This is a genomic window from Acidimicrobiales bacterium, assembly GCA_041394265.1.
GTDB lineage: Bacteria > Actinomycetota > Acidimicrobiia > Acidimicrobiales > SZUA-35 > JBBQUN01.
On sequence record JAWKIO010000005.1, the window covers coordinates 4,063,991 to 4,089,612 of the forward strand.

Annotated in this window: 21 protein-coding genes and 1 tRNA gene; 14 read left to right on the forward strand and 8 right to left on the reverse strand. The window is 66.6% G+C overall.

Annotation, left to right across the window (positions count from 1 at the left end; all coding sequences use genetic code 11):
- Positions 1-147: 147 nt before the first annotated feature.
- Positions 148-759, forward strand: a complete 612-nt coding sequence (locus R2733_19615) for a hypothetical protein (GenBank protein MEZ5378719.1) — start codon at positions 148-150, stop codon at positions 757-759.
- Positions 760-896: 137 nt separating this feature from the next.
- Here the strand turns inward: R2733_19615 and R2733_19620 are convergent, their stop codons facing one another.
- Positions 897-1,544: a hypothetical protein gene (locus tag R2733_19620; GenBank protein MEZ5378720.1), complete on the reverse strand. Its 648-nt coding sequence runs from the start codon at positions 1,542-1,544 to the stop codon at positions 897-899.
- A 187-nt stretch (positions 1,545-1,731) separates the two neighbouring features.
- On the opposite strand from R2733_19620, the gene R2733_19625 reads away from it, so the two are divergent.
- On the forward strand, positions 1,732-2,055 hold the full coding sequence (locus R2733_19625; GenBank protein ID MEZ5378721.1) for a hypothetical protein: 324 nt from the start codon (positions 1,732-1,734) through the stop codon (positions 2,053-2,055).
- Between the two features lie 210 nt (positions 2,056-2,265).
- On the opposite strand, the gene R2733_19630 is transcribed toward R2733_19625, so the two are convergent.
- Positions 2,266-3,189 carry a TIGR03564 family F420-dependent LLM class oxidoreductase gene (locus R2733_19630; protein MEZ5378722.1) on the reverse strand — a complete coding sequence of 308 codons (924 nt, stop codon included), beginning with the start codon at positions 3,187-3,189 and terminating at the stop codon, positions 2,266-2,268.
- Positions 3,190-3,452: 263 nt separating this feature from the next.
- Here R2733_19630 and R2733_19635 point away from each other — a divergent pair, with 263 nt between their 5' ends.
- The 3 genes from R2733_19635 (at position 3,453) to R2733_19645 (ending at position 7,587) form a co-directional block, all read left to right on the forward strand.
- Entirely contained in the window at positions 3,453-4,610 is a 1,158-nt protein-coding gene (locus tag R2733_19635; protein ID MEZ5378723.1) for an amidohydrolase family protein, read from the forward strand.
- A 6-nt stretch (positions 4,611-4,616) separates the two neighbouring features.
- Entirely contained in the window at positions 4,617-5,222 is a 606-nt protein-coding gene (locus tag R2733_19640) for a TetR/AcrR family transcriptional regulator (protein ID MEZ5378724.1), read from the forward strand.
- A gap of 70 nt (positions 5,223-5,292) precedes the next feature.
- Positions 5,293-7,587 carry an arylsulfatase gene (locus tag R2733_19645; protein MEZ5378725.1) on the forward strand — a complete coding sequence of 765 codons (2,295 nt, stop codon included), beginning with the start codon at positions 5,293-5,295 and terminating at the stop codon, positions 7,585-7,587.
- 23 nt (positions 7,588-7,610) lie between these two features.
- Here R2733_19645 and R2733_19650 read toward each other — a convergent pair whose 3' ends face one another.
- The 4 genes from R2733_19650 to R2733_19665 all read right to left on the reverse strand — a co-directional run bounded on the left by R2733_19650 (position 7,611) and on the right by R2733_19665 (position 12,251).
- Positions 7,611-8,585 carry a formylglycine-generating enzyme family protein gene (locus R2733_19650; protein MEZ5378726.1) on the reverse strand — a complete coding sequence of 325 codons (975 nt, stop codon included), beginning with the start codon at positions 8,583-8,585 and terminating at the stop codon, positions 7,611-7,613.
- A gap of 51 nt (positions 8,586-8,636) precedes the next feature.
- Positions 8,637-9,833: a bifunctional diguanylate cyclase/phosphodiesterase gene (locus R2733_19655; GenBank protein ID MEZ5378727.1), complete on the reverse strand. Its 1,197-nt coding sequence runs from the start codon at positions 9,831-9,833 to the stop codon at positions 8,637-8,639.
- Positions 9,740-11,317 carry a hypothetical protein gene (locus R2733_19660; protein MEZ5378728.1) on the reverse strand — a complete coding sequence of 526 codons (1,578 nt, stop codon included), beginning with the start codon at positions 11,315-11,317 and terminating at the stop codon, positions 9,740-9,742. Before R2733_19660 ends, R2733_19655 begins: the two co-directional genes overlap by 94 nt.
- A gap of 103 nt (positions 11,318-11,420) precedes the next feature.
- Positions 11,421-12,251 (reverse strand): SDR family NAD(P)-dependent oxidoreductase, encoded by an 831-nt coding sequence (locus tag R2733_19665; GenBank protein MEZ5378729.1) that lies wholly within the window; start codon positions 12,249-12,251, stop codon positions 11,421-11,423.
- A gap of 74 nt (positions 12,252-12,325) precedes the next feature.
- Between R2733_19665 and R2733_19670 the strand changes: the two genes are divergently transcribed.
- From R2733_19670 to R2733_19685, 4 genes are all read left to right on the forward strand, one after another.
- Positions 12,326-12,832, forward strand: a complete 507-nt coding sequence (locus tag R2733_19670; protein MEZ5378730.1) for a pyridoxamine 5'-phosphate oxidase family protein — start codon at positions 12,326-12,328, stop codon at positions 12,830-12,832.
- Between the two features lie 5 nt (positions 12,833-12,837).
- Complete coding sequence (locus R2733_19675; GenBank protein ID MEZ5378731.1) at positions 12,838-15,534, forward strand: Hsp70 family protein; 2,697 nt, start codon at positions 12,838-12,840, stop codon at positions 15,532-15,534.
- Positions 15,535-15,726: 192 nt separating this feature from the next.
- Positions 15,727-17,289: a molybdopterin-dependent oxidoreductase gene (locus tag R2733_19680; GenBank protein ID MEZ5378732.1), complete on the forward strand. Its 1,563-nt coding sequence runs from the start codon at positions 15,727-15,729 to the stop codon at positions 17,287-17,289.
- A 37-nt stretch (positions 17,290-17,326) separates the two neighbouring features.
- Positions 17,327-18,121 (forward strand): fasciclin domain-containing protein, encoded by a 795-nt coding sequence (locus tag R2733_19685; GenBank protein MEZ5378733.1) that lies wholly within the window; start codon positions 17,327-17,329, stop codon positions 18,119-18,121.
- Between the two features lie 98 nt (positions 18,122-18,219).
- On the opposite strand, the gene R2733_19690 is transcribed toward R2733_19685, so the two are convergent.
- Complete coding sequence (locus R2733_19690; protein MEZ5378734.1) at positions 18,220-19,152, reverse strand: phytanoyl-CoA dioxygenase family protein; 933 nt, start codon at positions 19,150-19,152, stop codon at positions 18,220-18,222.
- Positions 19,153-19,306: 154 nt separating this feature from the next.
- Between R2733_19690 and R2733_19695 the strand changes: the two genes are divergently transcribed.
- Positions 19,307-20,458, forward strand: coding sequence for a serine hydrolase domain-containing protein (locus R2733_19695; GenBank protein MEZ5378735.1), 1,152 nt, complete (start codon positions 19,307-19,309; stop codon positions 20,456-20,458).
- A gap of 145 nt (positions 20,459-20,603) precedes the next feature.
- Here R2733_19695 and R2733_19700 read toward each other — a convergent pair.
- Positions 20,604-20,677: transfer RNA gene (locus tag R2733_19700), tRNA-Pro, on the reverse strand.
- A 201-nt stretch (positions 20,678-20,878) separates the two neighbouring features.
- On the opposite strand from R2733_19700, the gene tig reads away from it, so the two are divergent.
- Genes tig through R2733_19720 form a run of 4 tightly spaced genes read left to right on the forward strand, consistent with a single transcriptional unit; the run spans position 20,879 to position 25,617 of the window.
- Complete coding sequence (gene tig, locus R2733_19705) at positions 20,879-22,306, forward strand: trigger factor (GenBank protein MEZ5378736.1); 1,428 nt, start codon at positions 20,879-20,881, stop codon at positions 22,304-22,306.
- Positions 22,306-22,974: an ATP-dependent Clp protease proteolytic subunit gene (locus tag R2733_19710; GenBank protein ID MEZ5378737.1), complete on the forward strand. Its 669-nt coding sequence runs from the start codon at positions 22,306-22,308 to the stop codon at positions 22,972-22,974. The genes tig and R2733_19710 overlap by 1 nt, the downstream gene beginning before the upstream one ends.
- Positions 22,975-22,985: 11 nt before the next feature.
- Entirely contained in the window at positions 22,986-24,254 is a 1,269-nt protein-coding gene (gene clpX / locus R2733_19715; protein ID MEZ5378738.1) for an ATP-dependent Clp protease ATP-binding subunit ClpX, read from the forward strand.
- Between the two features lie 7 nt (positions 24,255-24,261).
- Positions 24,262-25,617 carry a Mur ligase family protein gene (locus R2733_19720; protein ID MEZ5378739.1) on the forward strand — a complete coding sequence of 452 codons (1,356 nt, stop codon included), beginning with the start codon at positions 24,262-24,264 and terminating at the stop codon, positions 25,615-25,617.
- Positions 25,618-25,622: the final 5 nt, after the last annotated feature.

Sequence of the window (25,622 nt, forward strand, 5' to 3'; positions counted from 1 at the left end):
AGATGTGCCCAGAAGGTAGTTTCTTGAGAGTCACTCTGTGAATAGGTTGCGGTGCCCGCACGCCTCACCGGCGCCCCAGAGGGCACACGTGGGTCGGCCATCGGGCCTGATCGGGACGCTCGGATCGTCGATGCCACAATGGCCGCCGTGAACTTCGCCTCTCCCGAACTCGATCCCGGCCCCGATGGTGGTGAGCCGTCGGGCGCTCGTCCGATGCTCGCCACGTTGGTGGGGATCCTGCTCTCACTGGTGGCGCTGGGGGTCATCCTCGTGCGTTTGTTCCCGTCGAGCACCGACGATGAGGCCATCGCTCCGACCTCGTCTGCCTCGATGACCGAGGTCGCAACGAGCGTCACGAGCGAGCCGGCGACGACATCGTCGGTGACCGTCACCACCCCCACGTCGACCTCCACCGCCCTTGAGACATCGACCACGTCCCCTCCTCCGCCGGCCGAGGTGGACGACGAGGCACCAGCGATTCTCGATCTTGCGATGGACGAAGGATCGACGACCGCCGACGTCTCGTTCACGACGTCGACATGTGTGAACGCTCGCTACGACTACTCGGGCCCGACCTCGGGCCGCCACGAGGGAGAGGGGTATCCCGACACCACGTCGTGCTGGACCGAGCACCTGGCCAAGCTCGGCGAGTGGACCGATGCACTCGTACCTGGCAGCGACTACGAGGTCATCATCACCGTGATCGACGCCAGCGGGCGAACCGCAACGACGACGGTCGACTTCACCACGGCGTCGTGACGGGCGCTCTTCCCGCGGTCGAACGTTGACGCCGGCCAACGTCGCGAGTGTGGCAGGCAGAACGCGACACGACCCCGGCTCGAGTGCCGGGGCCGTGTGATCGAACGTTGGCCGGGAGGATGGCTCCCGGCGTCGGCTCAGTGGCTGAGCTTGCGCAGGTGGCCGAGGCCGGCGAACACCAGCAGCGTCATCACGACGCCGGCAGCGATGGCGGCCCAGGCGGCGTAGCCGGCGATGGTGCCGATGGTGCTCCAGGCGAAGGTGTTCAGCAGCGTGCCCCGCAGCATCTCACCGCGGAAGATGGACTCCCGCTGTTCGCTGATGGCGTTGGCCTCTTCCTCGAGGGCGGCGATCGTTGCGGCGTCGGCGCCATCAGCCACCGCAGCGGTGACAGCAGCATTGGCTGCCCGCTCCGGTCCGCCGAGTTCGGCGTAGGTCATGCCGTCGGCGATGCCTTCGATGTGGCCGCCGATGTAGCCGGCATACGCCTCGGCCTGCTCACCGGTGGTGACCTGCTGGCCGGCGAACTTCACCAGATCATCTCGGCCCTGGCCGGTGAGCGAGTCGGCATCGGGGAAGGAGATGTTCTGGGCGGACAATTCGTCGCTGACGTAGTCACCGGCGAAGGAGCTGCCCCAGTAGAGGAGGGCGGCGGCGATGAACAGCACGACGGCGATCACGGCGCCGAGCCAGACGAGAATTCGATCGAGCGTCTTCCGGCCGATCTTCACGACCGGGGCGGTCGTGGCAACGGCCGCAGGAACGTTGAGGGCGGTGGCAGTCATGGGAGTCTCCAACACTTCAGAACCTGGCCGGCGTCCGTCGCCGGTCACCGTTGAAGGTATGACGTGGTTCGAATTCGAAGCAGGGCCAAAGGTCCGTATTTGTCTGGGACTCCTGGCAATGCCGCCGGATTGTCCGGAATGCGTGACGAGGCTCACACTCAGAGGCCGTCAGTCGACAACTGTTGGCGTGAATGACGACGAGCTGACGCGCCTCCACCAGAGAATCGACGACGCCATCGCTGCGCCGCTGGCGATGGTGACGAGCGTGATCGGCGAGCTCGAGCGCGTACGAGCCGAGCTGCAGGTGGAACTCGATACTCACCGTCGTGAGCATCCTCTGCCGGAGGTGGCAACAGCGGAGCGTCGTGCTGCCCCGCAGATCGGGAGCCACTCGCTCGGGTCACAGTCCGAAACATCGACGAGCGATCGTCGAGGGGAACGGGAGCGGCGCCGACCGTTGCCGACGCTCGGTGAGCCAATCGGGATCAACCGGCCGTCGTTCCAGAGCTGACCGCACGACGCTCATCTGCGTCGCCGTTCGGGCGGTGCAGATGCGGCGGCGGCGGAGCGAATGCACGGCCGTCAGTCCGGCAGCATCGCCGTCAGTCCGGCAGCACGGCCGTTAGTCCGGCAGCACGGCCGTTAGTCCGACAGCACGGCCGTTAGTCCGACAGCACGGCCGTTAGTCCGACAGTACGCCATCGGTCGAACGGTGGCTCGGTCAGCTCGACAGCAGCGAGGTGAGGAAGGCTCGGGTGGCGCCGCGGGCCTCGTCGTCGTTGGCGACGATGCCGATGCGGAAGTCGGTGACACCGGCATCCACATAGCGAGCAAGGCCTTCCTCGATCCGGTCGGCAGAGCCGAGCAGCAGGAGATCGGCACCGCCTTCCACGCCCTCACGGTCGAGCACGGCCCGGTAGCTCGGAAGGTTGTCGTAGAGCGCGCCGGCGTCACGATTGGCTGCCCGCCGTTCCTCGGGTTGGTCGGTGATCGCCACGCCGACCAACGCCACGATCCGGGGCTCGGGCCGCCCTACCCGTTCGGCGGCATCGTTGATGATCGGTGCGATGTGTTCGGCGATCGTCTTCGGTCCGCACGAACCGAGTGAGGTGCCGGCGGTTCGTTCGCCGGCCAGCCGGAGCATGCGGGGGCCGAGTGCGGCCAGCAGGATCGGCACTGGCGGTGCCTCGATCGTGAGCCAGCCGCTCGAGAACAGCTCCTCGCCCTTCACGGTTGCCGAGCCAGACTCGAACAGTTCGGCGAGTGCCTCGACGAACTCGCGGGTGCGGGTAAATGGCCGGGCGTAGGACTCGCCGAAGAAGCCCTCGGCGACCATCTGGTGTGACGGGCCGATGCCGAGGGTGAATCGACCGTCGCAGGCGGCCTGGGCCGTGAGCGCCGCCGGTGCCAGGCTCATCGGGTGCCGTCCGGTGAGCGGCACCACCGACGTGCCGAGCTCGGCGAGCCCGGGCACCTCGTCGGCAATGGCTGAGAGCGCGACGAGCGGATCCAGTCCGAAGATCTGCGACAGCCAGAAACTGTCGAACCCGGCGGCTTCGGCCCAGCGAGCCTGCTCCCGCAAGTCAGCCAGGCTCGACACCTGCGTGCCTGCCCCGTACCCCCACCTGACCCCGAGTCGTCCCATCGCTCGTCGACCATAGTCTCGGGTCTCCGTCCAATCCTTGCGAACCTTCGGGTGGGCGTACGCTCAGCGGCGCGCAGCCCCGGAGCTTCGTTGGGGCTTGGCGAACCTTCGGGTGGGCGTACGCTCGGCGGCGCGCAGCCCCGGAGGTTGAGCGAGATTGGACGCAGGCCCGGAGGTTGCGGCTGGGGCGAGGCGCGTCACGGCTTGCGTGGATTGGTGAGAAACCGTAACTTACGCAGAAGTCGCTCGATCGGAGACCGCCCGTGACCTACGCCCACCGCCCCAACATCCACGACGCCGACAGCCACCTGATGGAGGGGCTCACCTGGCTGCGAGACGCAGCCGACGCGGCCACTCGTGACCTTCTGCCCGACCTCACCCCGGCGCTCGACAAGGGTGGCAAGGGCGCGGGGAAGGCGATCCAGCTGGGCGAGGCGCGGATCAACGACCCCGAGAAGACCGCCGCACTCGAGGAGAACGTGATCGCGTCGGCCAAGGGTTGGATGGCGCTCGGTGCGATGGACACGGCCGAGCGCACCCGCGCCCTCGACCTGCTGGGCTTCGAGTCGCAGCTGGTGTTCTCCACCTTCTCGGTCGGACTGTTCGCGTTCTCCGACGATCCGCAGGCGGTGTATGGCGGCGCAAGCGCCCACAACCGCATGATCGCCGACTTCTGTGGCGACGACGACCGGCTCGTCGGCGTCGGATTCCTGCCGCTCAACGACACCCAACGATCGCTTGCTGCGCTCGACGAGGCGCTCGAACTGGGTTGTGGCGCAATGTGGGTGGCGCACGCCACGTCGTCGGGAAAGTCGCCGTCACACCTCGACAACGATCCGGTGTGGGCAGCGGTGCAAGACGCCGGCATCCCGATCGTGATGCACATCGGCGCCGGCAAGAACTCGGTGTCGAAGGCGTGGCACAACAACGGTCGGCCCCGCCCGGTCGATCTGCACGGCGGCGGCGAGAACCTGCGGGGCAAGGACCTTCCCTCGGTGCACCATGCGGCCGAGACCTACCTGAGCGCGATGGTGCTCGACGGTGTGTTCGACCGGTTCCCCGGCCTGCGCTGCGGGGTCATCGAGATGGCCGCCTCGTGGGTCCCGTCGTTGCTCAGCCGCCTCGACTACGCCGCCAAGAGCTTCGCTCGCACCGAACCGATGATCGCCGAGCTGTCGATGAAGCCGTCGGACTTCCTGCGTCGTCAGGTCCGTTTCACGCCGTTCGCCGGGGAAGACGTGGCCGAGATGATCGCCCACTCCAGTCCCGAGTTGTACCTTTTCTCGAGTGACTACCCACACCCCGAGGGCACGAAGGACCCGATCGGCAAGTTCGAGCATTCGTTCGACAACAGAGGCATCGATGCCGCCGCTCGTCAGCTGTTCTACGAGGACAACTTCCGCACCCTGCTCGGTGCCTGAGCGGCCTTGACCGCCCGCACCGGCACGCCTGACCCTCCGGGGCGTCGTCGCATGCGGGCCGATGATCGGCGCCGCCAACTGCTCGAAGTTGCGGCTGCCATCATCGTTGCTGACGGTGCGGCGGCCGTCAGCATGGAACGCCTCGCGGCCGAGGCGGACGTGTCGAAGGCGTTGCCCTACAAACACTTCGACAACGCCGAGGCGGTGCTGGCGGCGCTGTATCGCCGCGAGACCTCCGAACTCGGTCGACACGTCTGGCAGGCGCTGAGTGACGCGCCGCCAGGGAGCGACTTGTTGCGGGTCGGGATCGGGGTCTTCCTCGACGAGATCATCGAGCGGGGACCGGTGATGGATGCCCTCTCTCGGCCCGGATCGACCATCGCCGCCGTGGCCGACCCCGACCAGCGCGGCGTGATCTTCGAGGTCGATCTCCTGAGTCGCTTTCATGGCTTGAGCCGGGAGCGGGCAAAGGCCGTGGCCGGCATGGTGCAGGGCGCGGTGGTTGGCGCCGCCGCCACATTGCGGAGCGGCCATGGTGAGCGGGGGCAGCTCGAAGATGACCTGGTTGCTGCCATCGCCGCCATGATCCGGCCACCGGCAGGGTCCACCTGATCGCCACGGTCGGCCAACCACGCGGCCGGTTGCGCTTGCGCCGCTCGGGGGCGATCCCTAGCTTCCTTGCATGTCGCCGCATCCGTCGCACGCATCCTTCGAGGGCACCATCAATCGCACGATCGGGGAGTCGACGCCGTGGTGGCCCGAACCGGTGCTGCCGCCTGAGGGGTCGCCGAATGTCATCGTGGTGTTGCTCGACGACACTGGCTTCAGCCACTTCGGGTGCTACGGCGGCCCGATCGACACGCCGAACCTCGACCGCCTGGCCGAGCGAGGCCTTCGCTACGCCAACTTCCACACCACGGCGCTCTGCTCACCGACGCGGGCCGCGCTGCTGACCGGCCGCAACCACCACTCGGTCGGCATGCAGGCGCTGTCGAACTTCGACACCGGGTTCCCCAACATGCGGGGCCACATCGCTCCGTCGGCGGGCACGTTGGCCGAGGTGCTGGGCGATGCCGGCTACGCGACCTTCTGTCTCGGCAAGTGGCACCTCGCCCCGATGCGAGAGGCCTCGGCCGCCGGTCCATTCCGCAACTGGCCGTTGGGCAAGGGCTTCGACCGGTTCTACGGCTTCATGCAGGGCGAGACCGATCAGTTCCACCCCGAGCTGTACGCCGACAACCATCTGATCGACGCACCCGGCGGTCCCGACGACGGCTACCACCTGTCGGAAGACCTCGTCGATCAGGCGATCACGATGATCCAGAACCAGCACTCGCTCGTGCCGGAGCGTCCGTGGTTCACCTATCTCGCGTTCGGTGCCACCCATGCGCCGCACCAGGCGCCCGCCGACTACCTCGCCAAATATCGGGGTCGGTTCGACGAGGGCTGGGACGTCTGGCGTCAGCGGGTGTTCGAACGCCAGCTCGAGCTCGGCATCATCCCTCCCGGCACCGATCTCGTTCCTCGCAACCCGGGCGTCGAGGCGTGGGATGACCTCAGCGACGACGAGCAGCGCTTCGCTTGCCGTCTCCAGGAGGCGTTCGCCGCCTTCCTCGATCACACCGATGCCCAGATCGGTCGGCTCCTGGACCGGTTGGAGCAACTCGGCATCGCCGACAACACCATGGTCGTCGTCGCTTCCGACAACGGCGCCTCACAGGAGGGTCAGGCCTCGGGAGTGATGGACGAGTTCCGCTACTTCAACAATCTCGCCGAGGACCTGCCGGCTGCCTACGCGCGCCTCGACGACATCGGCACCCGTCGCAGCTTCACCAACTACCCGTGGGGGTGGGCCCAGGTCGGCAACTGCCCGGGCAAGCGCTACAAGCAGAACACGCACGGCGGTGGGGTCCGAGATCCGCTGATCATCTCGTGGCCGAGTGGCATCCCCGAGGCGAGCCAGGGCGGGATCCGCCGCCAGTTCCACCATGTGATCGATCTGGCACCCACGCTCTTCGAGGCCATCGGCATCGATCCGCCCGCCACGCTGGGTGGGATCGAGCAACAACCGGTCGAAGGCGTGTCGATGCGCTACACGTTCGCCGCCGAAGCGGCCGACCCCGACGCCCATCCGACGCCGAAGTCGAGCCAGTACTTCGAGATGCGCGGCCACCTCGCCATCTGGTCGGGAGGCTGGAAGGCGGTCACCTTCCACCATCCTGGCGGGACCCTCGACGACGACACGTGGGAGCTCTACCACCTCGACGAAGACTTCTCCGAGTGTCACGATCTGGCCGCAAGCCAGCCCGAGAAGCTGGCCGAACTCCAGACCATCTTCTGGTCGGATGCCGAGAAGTACGGGGTCTTCCCGATCGATGAGCGGGGCCGCTTCGGCGGCGCGTTCGCCGGACATCCGGTGCCGGGTACCCCTCGAGCCCGCGATTCGTTCGTGTACTACCCGCCGATCGTCCGGATCCCCTCTGACGGCGCACCGGCGCTCGGCTCACGGGCGTGGTCGATGCGGGCCTCGGTGGATCGGGCCTCGGCCGATGCCGGCGGAGCGCTCTTCGCCTATGGCACCGTCAACAACGGGCTCACGGCCTACCTCGACGACGGCCACCTGGTCTACGAACACAACTTCTTCCAACACCGCACGTTCGTGCGCAGCGACGCACCGGTGCCGGCGGGCAGTTGCACGCTCGGCATCGACTTCGAACGGGTGCGCAGCGGTCCGGCCCGGGTGGTGCTGTCGGTCGACGACGAGCCGGTCGGCAACGGCATCGTGCCCGAGGTGTCGATGATGATCTCGTCGGTCGGCCTCGACATCGGCCGGGCCACCGCGGGCGTCAGCGACCACACCACGGCGCCGGCGGACTTCGAAGGCACGATCGTGTCGATGCGCTTCGACACGCGTCGGGCCTACAGCAGCGATGACGAACTCGCGGCCGAGATCCGCACGGCCCTCGGCTCGCAGTAGCGGCGTCGGGGAGCGGGGTCCGATCAGACGGCGGCGTCGAAGGCGATGCGGAACCCGATGTTGCCGGTCGAGCTGTCGGGGGTGTTCGAGCTGCGGGCGTCGACCCGGTAGCGCCGGCAGTAGCTGGCGTGGCACAGGTACGAACCACCGCGCATGACCTTCGCCTGGCCGGTCGCCGGGCCCTGCGGATCGTCGACAGGGGATTGTTGGTACCAGTCCGCGGAGAACCAATCGCTGCACCACTCCCACACGTTGCCCGTGACGTCGTAGAGCCCGAACCCGTTCGGCGGATACGACCCGACGGGACTGGTGCCGCCCCAGCCGTCGGCAGCAGTGTTGTTCCCGGGGAAGTCGCCCTGGAACACGTTCATCATGTGCTCGCCGTCGGGTTCGAGTTCGTCGCCCCAGGGGAAGCTCGACCCCACCCTTCCGCCACGGGCGGCGTATTCCCATTCGGCTTCGGTGGGAAGGCGGCCACCTGCCCATTCGCAGAACGCGAGCGCATCATTCCAGCTGATATGGACGACGGGGTGGTCGAGTCGGGCATCGATCGAGCTGTGCGGACCCTCGGGATACCGCCAGTCGGCGCCGATCACCTCTCGCCACCACGGAGCGGCAGCGACACCCCGTGTTGCAGGGAAGTCGTGGGGCAGGAGCCCACCGAAGACGAACGAACTCCCGAATCGCTCCGCTTCGGTGACGTAGCCGGTGTCGTCGACGAACCGAACGAAGTCATCGTTTGTGACCGTGTGGGTGGCGATGCGGTACGTCGATAGTCGGACGGGATGTACTGGCCCTTCGCCGTCGGCGTGGTAGCCGGGGGAGCGGGCACCCATCGAGAATCCGGTGGCATCGATGGTGATCAGATCGGTCGACCACTCGCCGCTGGTGGGGCGGGGCGAAGACGGGGCTGGTGGGGCTGGGCTCGGCGTGCGTGTGGCGTCGAGGACGCTCGCCTCGGAGCGATCGTCGGCTGACGGCCCACAGCAGCTGCTCATGGCCTCACTGTGCCCGGTCGAGGGAGACTCCTCAACCTCGATCGATGATGGTCAGTCCGACGTCGGCGAGGCGGACGAAGGGTGTGTGGCCAGCAAACGATCGGGTGGGGCAGGGGAGGCGTAGAGAAAGCCCTGCGCGGCCTCGATCCCGATGGCGGCGACACGGTCGGCTTGTTCCGACGTTTCGACACCCTCGGCAACGACCTTCACCCCGAGGTGCTGGCCAGTCGCCATCACCATCTGCATCAGCGGCGTGGCCCCAGGGTTCTCAACGGTCGCTCGATCGATCTTCAACACGTCGATCGGCAGATCCTCGAGCCGGGCCAGCATCGAGTACGCCGTCCCGAAGTCCTCGACGATGATGCGGATGCCTGAGGCACGCAGGCGGTCCAGCTTCTCGATGACGTCACCCGAGCCACGAATGATGGAGTTCTCGCTGACCTCGATGCCAAGGCGCGCCGGATCGACGGCGTGGGCTCGCATGGGTTCGAGGACCATCTGCTCGAGGTCGGGCGACATCAGCGAGCGGGGTGACAGGTTGACGCCGACGCGGACACCGCGGTGCACGTCATCCTCGTCCCATCGGACCAGTTGGGCGGCCACCTGATCGAGGACCGAGGCGTCGATGGCGACGATGAGCTCGCTGCGCGCTGCGACGGGGAGGAACACCGACGGGTCGACGGGAGGCTCGCCGGGACGCTCCCACCTGATCAGTGCCTCGAAAGCGAGCACCGCACCAGTACGGACCTGGATGATCGGTTGGTAGTGCAGGGCGAGCTCACCTGCGCCGAGGGCCGAGCGAAGCTCGTGTTCGAGTTGGTCGAGCCGGGCCGCGGTCATCAACAGCTCATCGGTGCACAGCACGATCTCGCCGCGACCCTTGGCCTTCGCCTCGTATACGGCGAGGTCTGCCTCGCTGAGCATGGTCGACACCGACGTGTCTCCAGAGGAAGTGGTGGCGATGCCGATGCTGCTCCCGAGCGTGAGCGTGAGTCCGTCGACGTCCATCGGAAGGGCAAACGACCGACGGGCGCGCTCGGCAATCTCGATGGCTCGGTCGGGTGAGGTGACACCGGGAGCGATGATCACGAATTCGTCGCCACCGAGCCGCCCGACGACGTCGCCCGGCCGCACGACCTCTGCCAGGCGCCGGCTCACGATGCCAAGAACGGCGTCGCCAATGGCGTGTCCGTGGTGATCGTTGACCGCCTTGAACCGTCGAGATCGAAGAACAGCAGGGCCAAGCACTGTTCGACTCGGGGATGGGCCAACTCATTGGCCAGCGTGGACAGGATCGCTCGCCGGTTTGCGCACCCGGTGAGCGGATCGTGGGTGGCTTCATGGGCGATCTGATGTCGCAGTTCGACGGCGTTCGCCATTGACGCCGTGAGGGTCTTGACCGCGTGCTGCAGCGACGCTCCGAGCTGTCCGGTGGCCGACTGGGTCAGCGACGGGTCGTCCAGGTTGCCGGCGGCGATGGCGCGGGCTTGGCGTTCGGCGAGTTGGAGATGTTCGGCCGCTTCGTCGAGCGCCGATGACGATTCACGGATCTCGTCGGGCATCAGGCCAAGATCCGCGTCGCGGTAGCGGGTGCCGTCGCGGATTGCTCGGGCCTTGTTGGCCAGTGCCGAGATCGGCTTCGTCGTTGCGTGGTGGGCGGCGACGAGCAGCACGAGCGACACGAATGCAAGCGTGCCGAGGGCCAGCAACGAGTTTCGGTAGTCGACGGCGGCGCCCTCGCCGAACGCAGCTGCAGCCGACGTGGCATCATCGCCCGCTGCCTCGACCAGTGCTGCGTAGCGCTCGACGGTCACCGAGCTGTCGGTGAACACCTGGTTGAGCAGATCGAGGTCCTGGAGCAAGTCGGTGATGGATGCTCCGCCGATGCTCGATCGGCCGCCGTTGGCAACGAGGTCGGCGACGCCGGCATCGAAGCGCTTGATCTCGTCCGAGCCGGTGATGGAGAGAATGGCGTCGAGTGTTTCCGAGCCAGTCCGTGCGTTGCGTTCGACCTTCGCCATCGCGTGGCGACGCAGCGCTCGCCGTTCGATCAGATGCTCGATGTTCTGGTCGGTGTCCCACGTGGCCGCCAACTGGATCTGGTAGAACTCGACGAACTCCGCCGACATCGCTGAGCGTGCGGCGGTTGCGCCATCGAGCACCCGAAGCGCCACCATGAGATCGGCTGCGCTGTCGAGTTCGCCGATCACGGTCATCAGGTCGTCGAACTTGCGCTCGCCGAGGAGCGCGAGCACCGAATCGATCTCGTAGTAGCGCTCGCCGATCGCTTCCAGAGGAGCGACCGAGTCGCTTCGTAGCAGTGAAAGGTCGTGGGCGACGTTTGGCAGTTCGAGGTCGCCGGTCAGCTGGTCGACCTCGGCCTGGCTGGTCGACAGCTCTGCCTCGACGTCGATGCCCGACAGGGATTCGACGACGTCGCTGGTCATCCCGAGATCCTCGATGCCTCGCATGACCAGGACCCAGTTCTGTTCTGCCACCAGGCTCGACCGCAGCTCGGTCAGCTGCACCAGGCGGTCGACACCCACCTCGACGGTGCGCACCCGCTCACGGTCGTCGCGAGCCTTCTTGGCGTCGGCCACCAAGGCGACGGCGGCGGTGGCGAGGGGTACGAGCACGAGCAGGGCCAGGATCCAGCTCATCCGATAGTGCAGGCGCGTCGAGGCGGCAGGCTGCGGCTCGACGGCGCGACGATCACTGGGTGGGGTGAGCACTGGCCCGAGCATCGGCAGCACAGCAGCAGACTTGACAAGGCGATTCACCCAATCCGGTCGCGACCGAGCGCCGAGCTCTCGGGGTGGCGGTCGTACGTGTTGATCAGGGCATTCGGTGCGCGTGATCGGCCTTGATCGCATCGAGGCGACGCTCGACCAGCGGGATGAACTCGGCGGGATGCGTCAGGATCCAGAAGCGCTCGTTGCGGACCGCATCGAGGACGAGCTCTCCCACATCTGCGGGGTTCATGCCTCGCTCCAGCTCACTCGTGAGGCTTGTCCAGAACCGCTCCTCCTGCTCGCTGGTCTCGTGCTCCGGGAGCTCGGTCGGACGGTTCCGGCTGCTGGTGGTGATGTCGGTATCGACCGGGCCGGGACACAACACGCTCGCCCGCACCGGGGACTTGGCGATCTTCAGCTCGATGCGCACGGTGTCCATCAGCGCAACGACGCCGTGCTTTGCCACGTGGTAGGCGCCGAGCACTGGACCCGAGAGCAGACCCGCCATCGACGAGGTCGCCGTGATGTGGCCCTCGCCCTGGGCCTTGAGAATCGGCAGGAACGTACGGACGCCATAGATGACGCTCCACAGATCGACGTCGATCACCCACTTCCAGTCGTCGAGCGACATCTCGTCGACAGCGCCTCCGATGCCGATCCCTGCGTTGTTGGCGACGACATGGATCGACCCGAACTCGTCGAGTGCGGCGGTCGCCAACTCCTGGATCTGCGACTCGACGCTCACGTCGGTGGGCACGCCGATGGCCCGGTGCCCGGCCGACATCATCGCTGCGACAGCGGCATCCAGTCGATCACGCTCGATGTCGGCCATCACGACCGCCATGCCGGCGTCGGCGAAGGAGTGAGCCATCGCCAGCCCCATCCCGCTCGCTGCCCCGGTGACCACTGCCGTCTTCCCATTCACGTCGTACATGGCGGCATCTTTGCACGCGCCCGCCGGCCCCGATGACTACGTTGGTGGTATCTCGACGACGGGGAGGGACTCGGATGGAGCATGAGCACACGACCGACCGGCCGGTGATGCCGGAGGGCTACGGCGTCCCGACCACCGACGAAGGCTTGCTGTCGTGGGATCAGGTCGTGGAACGGCTCGCCACGTCGACCCAGTATTGGATGGCCACGACCCGACCCGATGGCCGGCCGCATGTGGTGCCGCGATGGGGCGCCTGGATCGACGGTCATCTGTGGTACGACGGTTCGCCCGACACCCTGCACGCCCGCAACCTCGCCACGAATTCTTCGTGTGTGCTGCACCTCGAAGACGGCTGGCAGGCGGTGATCGTCGAGGGAACCTCCGGTCCGACCGACCCACCCGGTCTCGAGTTCGGTGCACGAATCGCCGAAGCGTTCACCTCCAAATACGGGGCGAAGGGTTACTCGCCTGAGCCCGATGCATGGGAGGGCGAGGCGTCGGGCGGCCTGATGAAGTTCACCCCGAAGAAGTCGATGGCCTGGTTCGATTTCCCGAACGACGTCTCTCGATTCACCTTCTGAGTCGCATGGGGTACCGGCTCGGCGTCGACCTCGGCACGACATGGACTGCCGCGGCCGTCGCTCGAAGCGACGACGCCGGTTCGGGGCCGGCCAACGTCGCCATGCTGCGCCTGGGAACCCGCTCGGCCGAGGTCCCCACGGTGGTGGCGTGGCTCGAGGACGACACCACCGTCGTTGGTACCGCAGCGGAGCGGCGCTCGCTGACCGAGCCCGCTCGCGTGGCGCGGCAATTCAAACGGCGATTGGGTGATCCGGTGCCGCTGATCGTCGGTGGCAAGCCACGATCGGCGGAATCGCTGATGGCCGTCATGCTCCGCCACGTGGTCGACACCGCCACGGCAGCTGAGGGAGCGTCTCCCGACGAGATCGTGCTCACCCACCCCGCCAACTGGGGGCCCTACAAGATCGAACGATTCCGACAGGTCTTCCAGCTCGCTGGCGTTCCCGACGGCGAGATCGTCGCTGAGCCCGTCGCTGCAGCCCGCCACTACCTGCGCGAACATCACCTCGACGTCGGCAACACCGTTGCGATCTTCGACTTCGGTGGCGGCACCTTCGACGCCGCCCTGCTGCGACGGACCGCCGATGGGTTCGAGGCAGTCGGCGAAGCCAGGGGTCTGGAACAGCTCGGCGGTATCGACCTCGACGAGAGCATCCTCCATCACGTCCTCGTGTCTGCGGCCGTCGATCTCGGGTCACTGGACGACACGCCGAGCAACTGGGCTGCTGTCGACCGTCTCCGCCACGAATGCGTTGCGGCGAAGGAAGTGTTGTCCGACGACACGGTTGCCGTGATCCCGGTGATGCTCCCCGAGGTACACACCGAAGTACGCCTGACCAGAACCGAGTTCGAGTCGATGATTGGGCCGGCAATCGGCGACGCTGTCAATCTGATCGAGGCGACCATTCGCGACGCAGGCCTCGAACCTTCCGGTGTTGCCGCCGTGCTGCTCGTCGGTGGGACGAGCCGTATTCCCTTGGTCAACCAACTGGTGGCAGCCCAGCTGCAGGTCCCGGTGCTCTCCGACGTGCACCCCAAGCACGCCGTGGCGATGGGATCGGTCACGGCACCCGTCGGCGGGCTACTGGACCGGACGCTTGGCCCTGTCTCGTCGTCCTGGCCTCAGCCGTTGGCCGGCGGGGTCGAGGCGAGCGCCTCCGTTGCGCCAACGGCCGAGCCCGACCCTACGCCGGTGGAAGCGGTAGCCGTCACGCCTGCCGCAAGCGGCCAGTACACGCCCGTCGGGAGCGGGACGGGCGGCGTCGAGCAGACCTCCGGTGGCGAGGCGGTCGTGCAGCCGAAAGGTCGGTGGATCTTCGCAGCTGTCGTCACCGCCCTGGCCATCGTCGGGGGCCTGATCCTTCTCAACCGAGGCAGCGACCCGACCGACCCCGGTGACTCAGCTGCGACCTCGCCGGCGGTGTCCTCGACGATCGGCGATGAGACGACGTCGTCGGCGCCAGAGACCACAACGCTGCCGGAGACCACGACGACGGAACCGACCACAACGTCCACCACGGGCGCTCCGTCGCCGCCGAGTGACGGGTCCGGGATGCTGGAGTGGATCGGTGTCGATGAGATCGGCCAGATCGGCTCCCCCGTCAGCTCGTCCGACGGATGGTTCGCAACCCCGGGCCCGGCGTCGCTTCCAACGGTGGCATGGGAGACCGACATCGTCGGCCGGGCCGGAACGGCGGCAGGAGGGGGGATGGTCTTTGCGATGGTGCCCTCCGGCGAACGCGCCTACGAGCTCGTTGCCTTCGACGCTGCATCGGGAGCACGCCTCTGGAGCGACCAGCCGACGGGCACGTGCTGCACCAATCTCGTGCTGACGGATCGGACCGTGGCGACCGTCACCACCGATCGCGGCCCCGAGCTACGTTTCCTCGAACGTTCGAGCGGTGCTTTGATCGATGCTCTTCCCATCGACGACCTTTTCACCAATCTGCCCGCCGACGCCGCGTTCACCGAGTTCGAACTGGCCCAGAGCGTCGTCCCTCACCGTCTGGCAATCGAGCGAGGTGCGGCCTTCGTCGTCGGTTCGACCACCGGCGACGGTTCGTTCGTTGCCGCGATCGATCTCGGAACAGGAACGACGCGGTGGTCGCACTACGACCCGACGACCTCGGTCGTCCCGTCAGTGTTCCTCGATGCCTCGGTTGTGCTCGTGGCGGACACGGACTCGGTGACAACGCTCGACATCGCCACCGGCGACGTGCTGTGGACCACCGACGCCCTGAATCGAGATCGAATCGAGCACCTCGACGCCGGTGTCGTCATGAGTATCGACGAGGGCTACGAAGCGAACACGGGCTTCGATGCTCGTTCCGGGGTCGAAGTGTGGGCGGTGCAGCAGCGCTTGGTGTCCGACATCGCCAGTGACGGCGAGCAGTTCATCCAACTGAGTGCGTCGACGGGCACGTTGGAGGCTCGAAGTATCGCCACGGGCGACCTCGTCTGGAGTGTGGCCACCTCGACCGCGATCGACTGGGGACAGCTCGCCATCGCCGGCGATCTCGTCTACGTGGTCGGACGAAACGGAATGGTCTCGGCCCACGCGTTGGCCGACGGGTCGGTGCGTTGGAGCGGGCAGGTCGACGGGTTGGGCGAGCGAGACCAGTCGTACGTCTACCTCGCCGTCGCCGAGGACCGGCTGGCAGTCGTCGAGGACGACCTCCTACGCGTCACCACCGCCAACTGAGCGGTCTCGTCCGGCTGCCGGCCGCTCGGTGGCTCCGCGACCGTGCCCGAACTGTCGACACTGAAGCCCATCCCCGCCATCTGTCCACACTGAAGCCCGGAACTGCGCTCCAGTGTCGACAGTTCGCAGCTTTGGGCTTCAGTTGCGACGGTTGGTCCCAATCCACCGCTGGCTCGGCCACGAACCCAGGGCATGCGCATCGGGGATCCATCGGCATGTCCATCCAGACGATCGGCGGCACTCGCCGGCGTGGCGAGCGCAGCGTTCGGGCTCGGTGTTGCCGAGTTCGTGGCCGGGTGGTCGAGGTCGCTGCGATCGCCGATCGTCGACGTCGGCGACCGGGTCATCGATCACGTCCCGGCGAGTGTGAAAGACCTCGCCATCGACCTGTTCGGAACGAACGACAAGCAAGCCTTGCTGGTCGGGATCGGCGTCGCACTGGCGGTGTACGCCGCGATGGTCGGGATCGTCTCGCTCCGTCGACGGCTGGGCTACGGCGTGATCGGCGTCGCGATCTTTGCCGCCATCGGCATCCTCGCAACGCTCGGGAGTAGAACCAGCCGAGTGTGGTGGAGTCCACTGCCGACCATCGCCGGCTCGCTCGTCGTGCTCGTGACCCTGGCCGGCTTCGCTTCACTGTCGGCGCTGCCGGCGCGAACGCCGACCTCGCTCGGGAGGCCCTCGGGCCGGTCGGTGGGCCGACGCCGATTCCTGGCCATGCTCGGCGCCGTGTCGGCTGGTGCCGTCGTGACCGCCGCGGCCGGTCGCTCGCTGGGTCGTCGGCTGAGCGTGGCTGCTTCGCGATCAGGGCTCATGCTCCCAGCGCCAGCCACACAACTCGCAGCGATTCCTGCGGCCGCCCAGGCTCCGGGAGCCGCTTCGTTCCTGACCTCGAACGCCGACTTCTACCGGATCGATACTGCGCTCACCGTCCCGCAGATCCAGGCCGACGCGTGGACATTGCGGATCCACGGATTGGTCGATCGCGAGATCGAGCTGTCGTTCGACGACCTTCTGCAAAGAGAACTGATCGAGCGCGACATCACCCTCACCTGCGTGTCGAACACCATCGGCGGTGACTTGGTCGGTACCGCCCGTTGGTTGGGTGTGCGGCTCGATGACGTGCTCGACGAGGCCGGCATCGATCCCACAGCGACGCAGATCGTCGGTCGTTCGAGCGACGGCTACACCGGTGGCTTTCCCGTGTCGGCGCTCGATGGGCGAGACGCGCTCGTGGCCGTCGGGATGAACGGCGAGCCGCTACCACTCGAACACGGCTATCCCGCTCGGCTGATCGTTCCCGGCCTCTACGGCTACGTGTCGGCCACGAAGTGGTTGACCGAGATCGAACTCACCACCTTCGAGGCCTTCGACCACTACTGGGTGCCCCGTGGCTACGCCGTCGAGGCGCCGATCAAGCTGCAGTCGAGGATCGACACGCCACGGGGGCTCGATCGAGTTGACCCCGGGCCCTTCGTCATCGGCGGGGTGGCCTGGGCTCAGACGATCGGGATCGACGCGGTGGAGGTGCGGATCGACGACGGCGACTGGATGGCAGCCGAACTGGCCGACGAGGTGAACGACATCACCTGGCGTCAGTGGTCGCTGCCGTGGGAGGCGACGCCCGGGCGTCACTCGATCACCGTGCGGGCAAAAGATCGCAACGGGGCAATCCAAACCGACGAGCGGTCCGAACCACTTCCAAACGGAGCCACCGGACACCACACCGTCGTGGTGCTCGTCAACGACAACTGACGTTCCGATCTTCGACCTCCAACCAAAGGACATCCCCATGAACCCGAACACCGACATCACTGATCCGGCACCGAATACGCCCCGCAGCCGCACCGGCCGTGTCTTCGTCGCCGCCGTTGCCGCCGGCGCACTCCTGCTCGCTGCGTGCAGCAGCGACGACACCACCGACGCCACGGCTGACACCTCGGCCGAGACCACCATGGCCCCCACCGAGACCACCATGGCCGACGAGTCCACGACGGATGACTCCATGACGGAGGACGAGATGTCCGATGAGGACATGACCGATGACTCCATGAGCGACGGCGAGGACGAGATGGCCGGCGACATGATGGGCGCCTTCGGTCCGGCGTGTGACGCCGTACCGACCGAGGGCGACGGCTCGTTCGCCGGTATGGCCGACGACACCGCAGCGACCGCAGCTTCGAACAATCCGCTGCTGTCGACGCTCGTCACGGCCGTAGTCGAAGCCGACCTGGTCGACGCGCTCAACAGCGACGGACCGTTCACCATCTTCGCCCCGACGAACGACGCCTTCGCTGCGATCGACCCCGAGGTCTTGAATGCGGTACTCGCCGACAAGGAGCTGTTGACGAGCGTGCTCACGTACCACGTGATCGCCGGTGACAACGACGCCGCTGCTCTGAGCGGTGCGACGCTGGCCACGGTCGAGGGTGACGACGTCATGCTCGGGGCCGATGGCACGACGGTCAACGACGCCAACGTGATCTGTTCTGATGTGCCAGTTGCCAACGGCACGGTCCACATCATCGACCAGGTGCTGCTCCCTCAGGCGGCACTCGACGCCATTGCGTCGATGTCGGAGGGCTGAGGTCGAGCGGAAGACGGGAGGCGGTGTCGCTCCGGCGGCGCCGCCTCTCGTCGCGTCTGGCGGCTGGCACTTGCTTGCGACCCGACGCGACGGTCCCGTCAGCCGAAGATGCGGGGGAATCGATCCGCTCGGTCCAGCGGGTCGCCCTCGGCGAGGCCGACCGTGTACCGGAACGGTTCCGGCGATGAGGGTCGCTGGTGGAAGGTCACGTCGTCGCCGGCGAGGCGGACCGAGTCGGCTCGCCGTAGGCGATCGGCGCTGACGTTGCCCGCCGAACCGTGCAACATCTTCCAGTCGTGCACGATCACGTCGCCCGGTTCGGCCTCGAAGCGCACGATGTCGTAGTCGTCGGGGTTGGCGTCGATGGGTGGCACATCGGCGAGATCGTCCGTCACCATGCCGGGTAGCGCCATCACCCCGGTCGAGGTGCGGAAGTCGCTCGGCTTGTACGTGACGCCCCAGCGGTGGCTGCCTCGGACGTATCCCATGGCGCCGCTGTCGAGTCGGACCGTGTCGACTGGCACCCAGCAGACGGCGACCTTTGTGCCCTGAAGGAGCCAGTAGGGCTGATCCTGATGCCACGGGGTCCGAACCCCCGAGCCCGGCTCCTTCAGGAACAGCTGGTCGCTGTAGAGGTTGATGGTGGTGCTGTCGGTCAGCCGAGCGGCGATCGCGCCGAGCGGGCTGTCGATGTAGAGCTGGCGGAGTCCGTCATGCCACGAGCAGGCGTCAGTTTCCACGATGCTGCGACCTCTCGGCCGATGGCCTGCCTCGACCGCAGCATCGCTCGGCCCGTCCGAGGCGTCGATCAACTGGAGGACGCTCTTGACCATGTCGGCGCGAGCCCCCTTGGTGCTCTGGCCGTGGGACAGCCCATCCCGGCCCGACTCGAGCTCTCGATCGAACACCTCGTCCATCGCCAGCCGTAGTTGGTCGACCCATTCGAGCGGCAGGACCTGCCGCAGCGGTACGACCCCGTCGGTCCGAAACGTTTCGACTTCGTCGTCGGTGATCTCTCGTGTCGGCTGCACTGTCTCTCCCCTGTCGGTTCGACCGATCGTGACGCCACGAACGATGCCACACCGGACGGCTCTTGTCGCAAGGCCATCGGTGGCATGATCGTGCAGCGAGGGGGGCAAGAGCGTTTCCCCGCGGTTCTGGCTGGTCGAATGCAGGAGGTATGGGATGACGGAGCAGTCGACCGAGCGTGCGGCACGACCACGGTTGTTCAGCGGCGAACCGGTGCTCGACTACTTCAGCCGAGTTGCCCAGATCATGCCGTCGGTGGCCATGCCGGCGGCATCGCAACCGATCGATTGGCCGAGCGGCACCCCGATCGATCTGCCGCCTTCCTACTCCTACCTCGGCGTCGATCGATCGACGGAGGATCTCCTTGCCGAGACCGACACCGCAGCCCTCCTCGTCCTGCACGAGGGCGCGATCCGATTCGAGCGCTACTGGCACACTGGCGGCCCCGACGTCCAGTGGTTGTCGATGTCGGTGGCCAAGAGCTTCGTCTCGGCGCTCGTCGGTATTGCCGTCGACGACGGGTTGATCGGGGGACTGGACGATCCCATCAGCTCGTACATCAGGGTCGACGCCGGTTCGGCCTACGACGGCGTGTCGATCCGCGACGTGCTCCAGATGTCGTCGGGTGCCCGGTGGAACGAGGACTACAGCGATTCCTCCTCGGATGTGTTCGCCCTCACGGCAGCATTCGGTCGCGGCTCACTCGACGCCTTCGTGGCGGGTGCCGCATCGAAAGCCGAGCCGGGAACGGTGTGCCGCTACAACTCGACCGACACCCAGGCGCTCGGCACGCTGCTCGTCGCGGCCACGGGGCGCAGCCTTGCCGACTACATGACCGAACAGCTCATCGAGCCCCTCGGCATGACGGCGCCCAGCCATTGGCTCGTCGACGCCGAAGGGCGAGAGGCGGCGTTCTTCGGGCTGACCATGACCGCTCGTGATTTCGCTCGACTGGGCGAGTTGTACCGGCAGGCTGGACGCTGCAACGGTCGCCAGATCGTTCCCGAGCACTACGTCGCCGACTCGGTTCGGTCGCATCTCCGCCACACCGAGCCCGGACAGGTGTGGGCGGGGGACCACCAGTTCGATCTCGGCTACGGCTACCATTGGTGGTTGCCCGACGGTGATCCTGGTGAGTTCAGCGCGATCGGTGTGTACAACCAGTTCGTGTATGTGCACCCATCGTCGGGCGTGGTGATCGTGAAGCTGTCGGCCAATCAGGCCTACGGCACATCCACCGCCGACGAGGTGAACCGCGAGCTGGAGAACCTGGCGATGCTGCGAGCGATCGCCAGGTCTGTTTCCTGAGCCCGAGGGGCCCGTCATCATCCCGCCGCTCACGACCTCGTTCGACACCGTGAAGATGTCGCTGTCCGGCGTCGTAGTTCTGGTTGTCGTCATCGCGACCGGCGGGACGCTCGCGTACACGGGATCCCATGATCGGCGATCGTTGTCGGGATGGAGTGATTTGAACACTCGACCCCCTGCTCCCAAAGCAGGTGCGCTACCAAGCTGCGCCACATCCCGAAGGCTCGTGATCGTAGCGGATGATCGCCGGAACACGGCCGAGTTGTGGGCCACCACGCGTGCAGGGGAGTGGCCCACATCCGGAGCCGATCGTGGTGGTCGGGCACGCAGCGTGGCGATGGCGTCGGCGCCGTTCAGCACCGTGACAGAGCGTTGCCGACCATCAGGGCGACCGGCGTTCCGATCGCTACACTCCGACCGGTGAAATCCTCCGTCGAAGCCCTCGAGGGCAACAAAGTCAAGTTCACCGTCGAGGTCGAAGAAGCCGAATTCGACAACGATCTCGATGCGGCGTTCAAGTCGCTGGCCAGGGAGATCCGGCTTCCCGGGTTCCGGCCGGGCAAGGCGCCCCGCAAGGTGATCGAGGCTCGCATCGGTAGCGAGTACGCCCGCTCCGAAGCCTTCCGTAACGGCCTGCCGAACTATTACGTGAAGGCCGTCAACGAGCACGAGGTCGACGTCATCGACTCGCCCGACATCGAGATCGTCGAGGGCGAACTCGCCGGTCCGGTCACCTTCTCCGCCGTTGTCCAGGTCCGACCGGTCATCGAGATCGACGGCTACCAGAACCTGTCGGTCGAGATCCCGTCGCCCATCGTGAGCGAGGAGGACCTCACCAGCGCCATCGAGCGCCTCCTCGGCCAGTTCGGCGAGCTGGTCACCGTCGATCGCCCCGCCCAAGAGGGCGATCGGGTCACCATCGACATCTCGGCCACCCATGAAGGCGAGCCGGTCGAGGGCCTCACCGCCAACGACTACGTCTACGAAGTGGGCATGGGAGCGGTCGTCGAAGAGCTCGACGAGAACCTCATCGGTGCCTCCGCCGGCGACGAGCTCACGTTCTCCGCCGATCATCCCGACGAAGACGAAGACGAGCCGCTCGAGTTCTCGATCACGGTGAAAGACGTCCAGGAAACCGTCCTGCCCGACGCCGACGACGAGTTCGCGAAAGCCAACACCGAGTTCGACAGTGCCGACGCCCTGCGCGACGACTACCGCAAGCGCCTCACCGAGACCCGGGTCAACCAGGCCAACACCGCCCGCCGCAATGCGGTGGCCGAGGCGGTCGCCGAGCTGGTGTCCGACGACGACATCCCCGAGGCCCTGGTCGAGATGGAGGTCGAGAACCGGGCCCAGGATCTCGCCATGCGACTGCAGGCCCAAGGCCTCACCATCGAGCAGTACCTCCAGTTCTCGGGCCGAGACCAAGGCGATCTGGTGGCCGAGCTGCGGGCCACCGCCGGTACGTCGGCCAAGATGGACCTCGCCCTGCGGGCGGTCGCCGTCGCCGAAGGGCTGCAGGTCACCGACGCCGAGATCAACGAAGAGATGCAGCGCATCGCCGAGCAGGTGAATCGCAGCGCCGAGGATGTGCTTGCCCAGCTCACCGAGGGTGGCCAGATGCCTTCGATCCGCGCCGACATCGAAAAGAGCAAGGCCCTCGACTGGCTGGTCGAGCACGCGTCGCTCGTCGACGAAGATGGCAACGCGATCGCCGAGGCCGACCTGGTCCTCCCCGAGGCCGACGAGCCCGAGACCGAAGACGGTTCATCGAGCGGCGATGCCGCCGATACTGCAACCAACGACGCCAGTGTTGCCGCCGAGGCAGCTGAAGGAGAAGACGATTGATGTTCGACCCGAGGTACGCCTCCTCACATCAGCGAGTGACCGCTGGTGTCAGCATTCCCAACGTCATCGAGCAGACCAGCCGGGGTGAGGTCCGCCACGACCTGTTCTCCCGCCTGCTCAAGGACAACATCGTCTTCATCGGTACCCCGATCGACGAGATGATTGCCAACGTCACGTGCGCCGAGCTGCTGCACCTCGAGTCGGAGAACCCCGACCGCGACATCAGCCTCTACATCAACTCGCCCGGTGGCGACGTGAACGCCATGTTCGCGATCTACGACACCATGCAGTTCATCCGGCCCGACGTCGCCACGATCTGCTTCGGCCAGGCCGCCTCGGCTGCTGCCGTGTTGCTGGCTGCCGGTGCCCCGGGCAAGCGGTTCGCCCTGCCGAGCTCACGGATCCTGCTCCACCAGCCCTACTCGGGCGCCCAGGGGCAGGTGTCCGACCTCGAGCTGGCCGCCGCCGAGATCGAGCGGCTCAAGAAGCAGCTCGAGTCCATCCTCGCCCATCACACAGGCCAGCCGATCGAGAAGATCGCCGCCGACACCGACCGCGACTTCGTGCTCACGGCGCAGGAAGCCAAGGAGTACGGCATCATCGACGACGTGATCGCGAATCGCAACGCCGCCGACACCTCTGGCCCGATTCGCGCCATCGATTCGTAGGAGGAGCGCCCATGGTGAAGTTTGGTGAGGGCGGCGAGCTGCTCAAGTGCTCGTTCTGCGGCAAGTCGCAGAAGCAGGTCAAACGGTTGATCGCCGGGCCCGGCGTCTACATCTGCGACGAGTGCATCGACCTGTGCAACGAGATCATCGAAGAGGAAGAGGCCGACGGCAGCGAGGTCCGCTTCGACGAGCTGCCCAAGCCCTCGGAGATCGCAGCGTTCCTCGATGAGTACATCGTGGGCCAGCAACCGGCGAAGAAGATCATGTCGGTGGCGGTGTACAACCACTACAAGCGGATCCGCCACGGAGCCGCCAGCCCGTCCGATGTCGAGCTGGCCAAGTCCAACATCTTGCTGCTCGGCCCCACCGGCTGTGGCAAGACCCTCCTGGCCCAGACCCTGGCCCGCATGCTCAACGTGCCGTTCGCCATCGCCGACGCCACGGCGCTCACCGAAGCCGGCTATGTCGGCGAAGACGTCGAGAACATCCTCCTCAAGCTGATCCAGGCCGCCGACTTCGATGTCAAGCGGGCCGAGACCGGCATCATCTACATCGACGAGATCGACAAGATCGCTCGTAAGTCCGAGAACCCGTCGATCACCCGAGACGTCTCCGGCGAAGGTGTCCAGCAGGCGCTGCTCAAGATCCTCGAAGGCACCGTCGCCTCGGTCCCGCCCCAGGGCGGGCGGAAGCACCCTCACCAGGACTTCATCCAGATCGATACCGCCAACATCCTGTTCATCTGTGGTGGCGCGTTCGCCGGGGTCGACAAGATCATCGAGCGTCGTATGGGTTCGAACTCGATCGGGTTCCAGGCCGACATCAAGCGCAAGGCCGACAAGGATCCCGGCGAGTTCTTCGCCCACATCCGCCCCGAGGACCTCCTGAAGTTCGGTCTGATCCCCGAGTTCGTCGGCCGTCTGCCGGTCACGGCCACCGTGTCGCCGCTCACGCAGGACGCCCTCGTCGAGATCCTGGTCGAACCGAAGAACGCTCTGATCAAGCAGTATCAGAAGTTCTTCGACATGGAAGATGTCGAGCTCGAGTTCACCGACGACGCCCTCAACGCCATCGCCGATCAGGCCATGCTGCGGGGCACCGGTGCTCGTGGCCTGCGAGCCATCCTCGAAGAGGTCCTCCTCGACGTCATGTACGACCTGCCGGGTCGCACCGACATCGGCAAGTGCGTGATCACCGCCGAGACCGTGCTCGAGAAGGTCAACCCCACGCTGGTGCCTCGGACCGAAGGGCGAGGGCGCCCCCGCAGGGCCGCCTCGTAGGTCCCGAGTGGACTATCAACACGCACTCGACTGGCTCGAGTCGCACACCAACCTCGAAGGAACTGCCCCACCGCCGGGTTCGGCGCGCAGCCGCCAGCTTCGAGACAACCTTCCCAAGGCCGGCGACACCGACGGGCTGAGCCTCGGTGCCATGGCTGAGCTGCTGTCTGCTCTCGGCGACCCGCAGCACAGCTATCGCGTGATCCATGTCACCGGTACCAACGGCAAGGGCTCGACCACGCGCTTCGCCGCCGCCATCTTGGCGACGATGGGCCTGTCGGTCGGCTCCTACACCAGCCCGAACCTGGTCAAGGTCAACGAGCGCATCGGCTGGGACGGCAACATGATCTCCGATCTCGACCTGGCCCAAGTGCTCACCCTGTTGGCCGACGTCGAACCGCTGCTCAGCCAGCGGCCGTCCCGGTTCGAGCTGCTCACCGCCGCTGCGCTCACCTGGTTCGCCGAACTCGGCGTCGAAGTTGCCGTGGTCGAAGTCGGTCTCCTCGGGCGCTACGACGCCACCAACCTGGTCGAGGCCGACGTCGCCGTGGTCACGAACATCGGCAAGGACCACACCGACGGTGCCGACGGCTGGCGGCAACGAGTTGCATCGGAGAAGGCCGGGATCATCAAACCCGGCTCCCGCGTGGTGCTTGGCTCGCCGATGGGGGACCTGCGTCCGATCTTCGACCAGGAGCCATCGGTCGCCACCTACGAGTTCGGCGCCGACTTCGACCTCGAATCCAATGTGGTCGCCCTCGGCGGTCGTGCGGTCGACATTCGCACGCCGCACGGACGACTCGAGTCGGTGCACGTGCCGTTCCACGGTGCCCACCAGGGCCAGAACCTGGCAACGGCGGTCATGGCCGTCGAGGCGTTCTTCGATCGACCCCTCGAACTCGAGCTGATCGAGGAAGCGATGGCCACGGTCGAGATCCCGGGCCGTTTCGAGATCGTTGGCCGCAACCCGATCGTCATCCTCGATGGTGCCCACAATCCCGACGGCGCCGTGGCCGCCAAGCGCACGCTCGACGAGGAGTTCGCCCGGCTCGGATCGTGGGTGCTGGTCTTCGGCATGCTCGTCGGCAAGGACCCGGTCGAGATGCTCCGAGCCATCGGGGCCGAGGACTTCGACGCCGTCATCGTCACCCAGCCGGCCTGGAGCCGGGCGCTGCCGGCGAGTGAAGTGGCAGCGGCGGCGGCAACGCTGGGCATCGACGTCGAGATCGTCCCCGATGTGGTCGACGCCTTCGCCCGCGCCCGCTCGGTCACCAACGACGACGACCTCATCCTCGTTGCGGGTTCGCTGTACGTCATTGGCGAACTCCGAGCCAAGGCGAGCGCCGCAACAACCGACAACTGACAGCG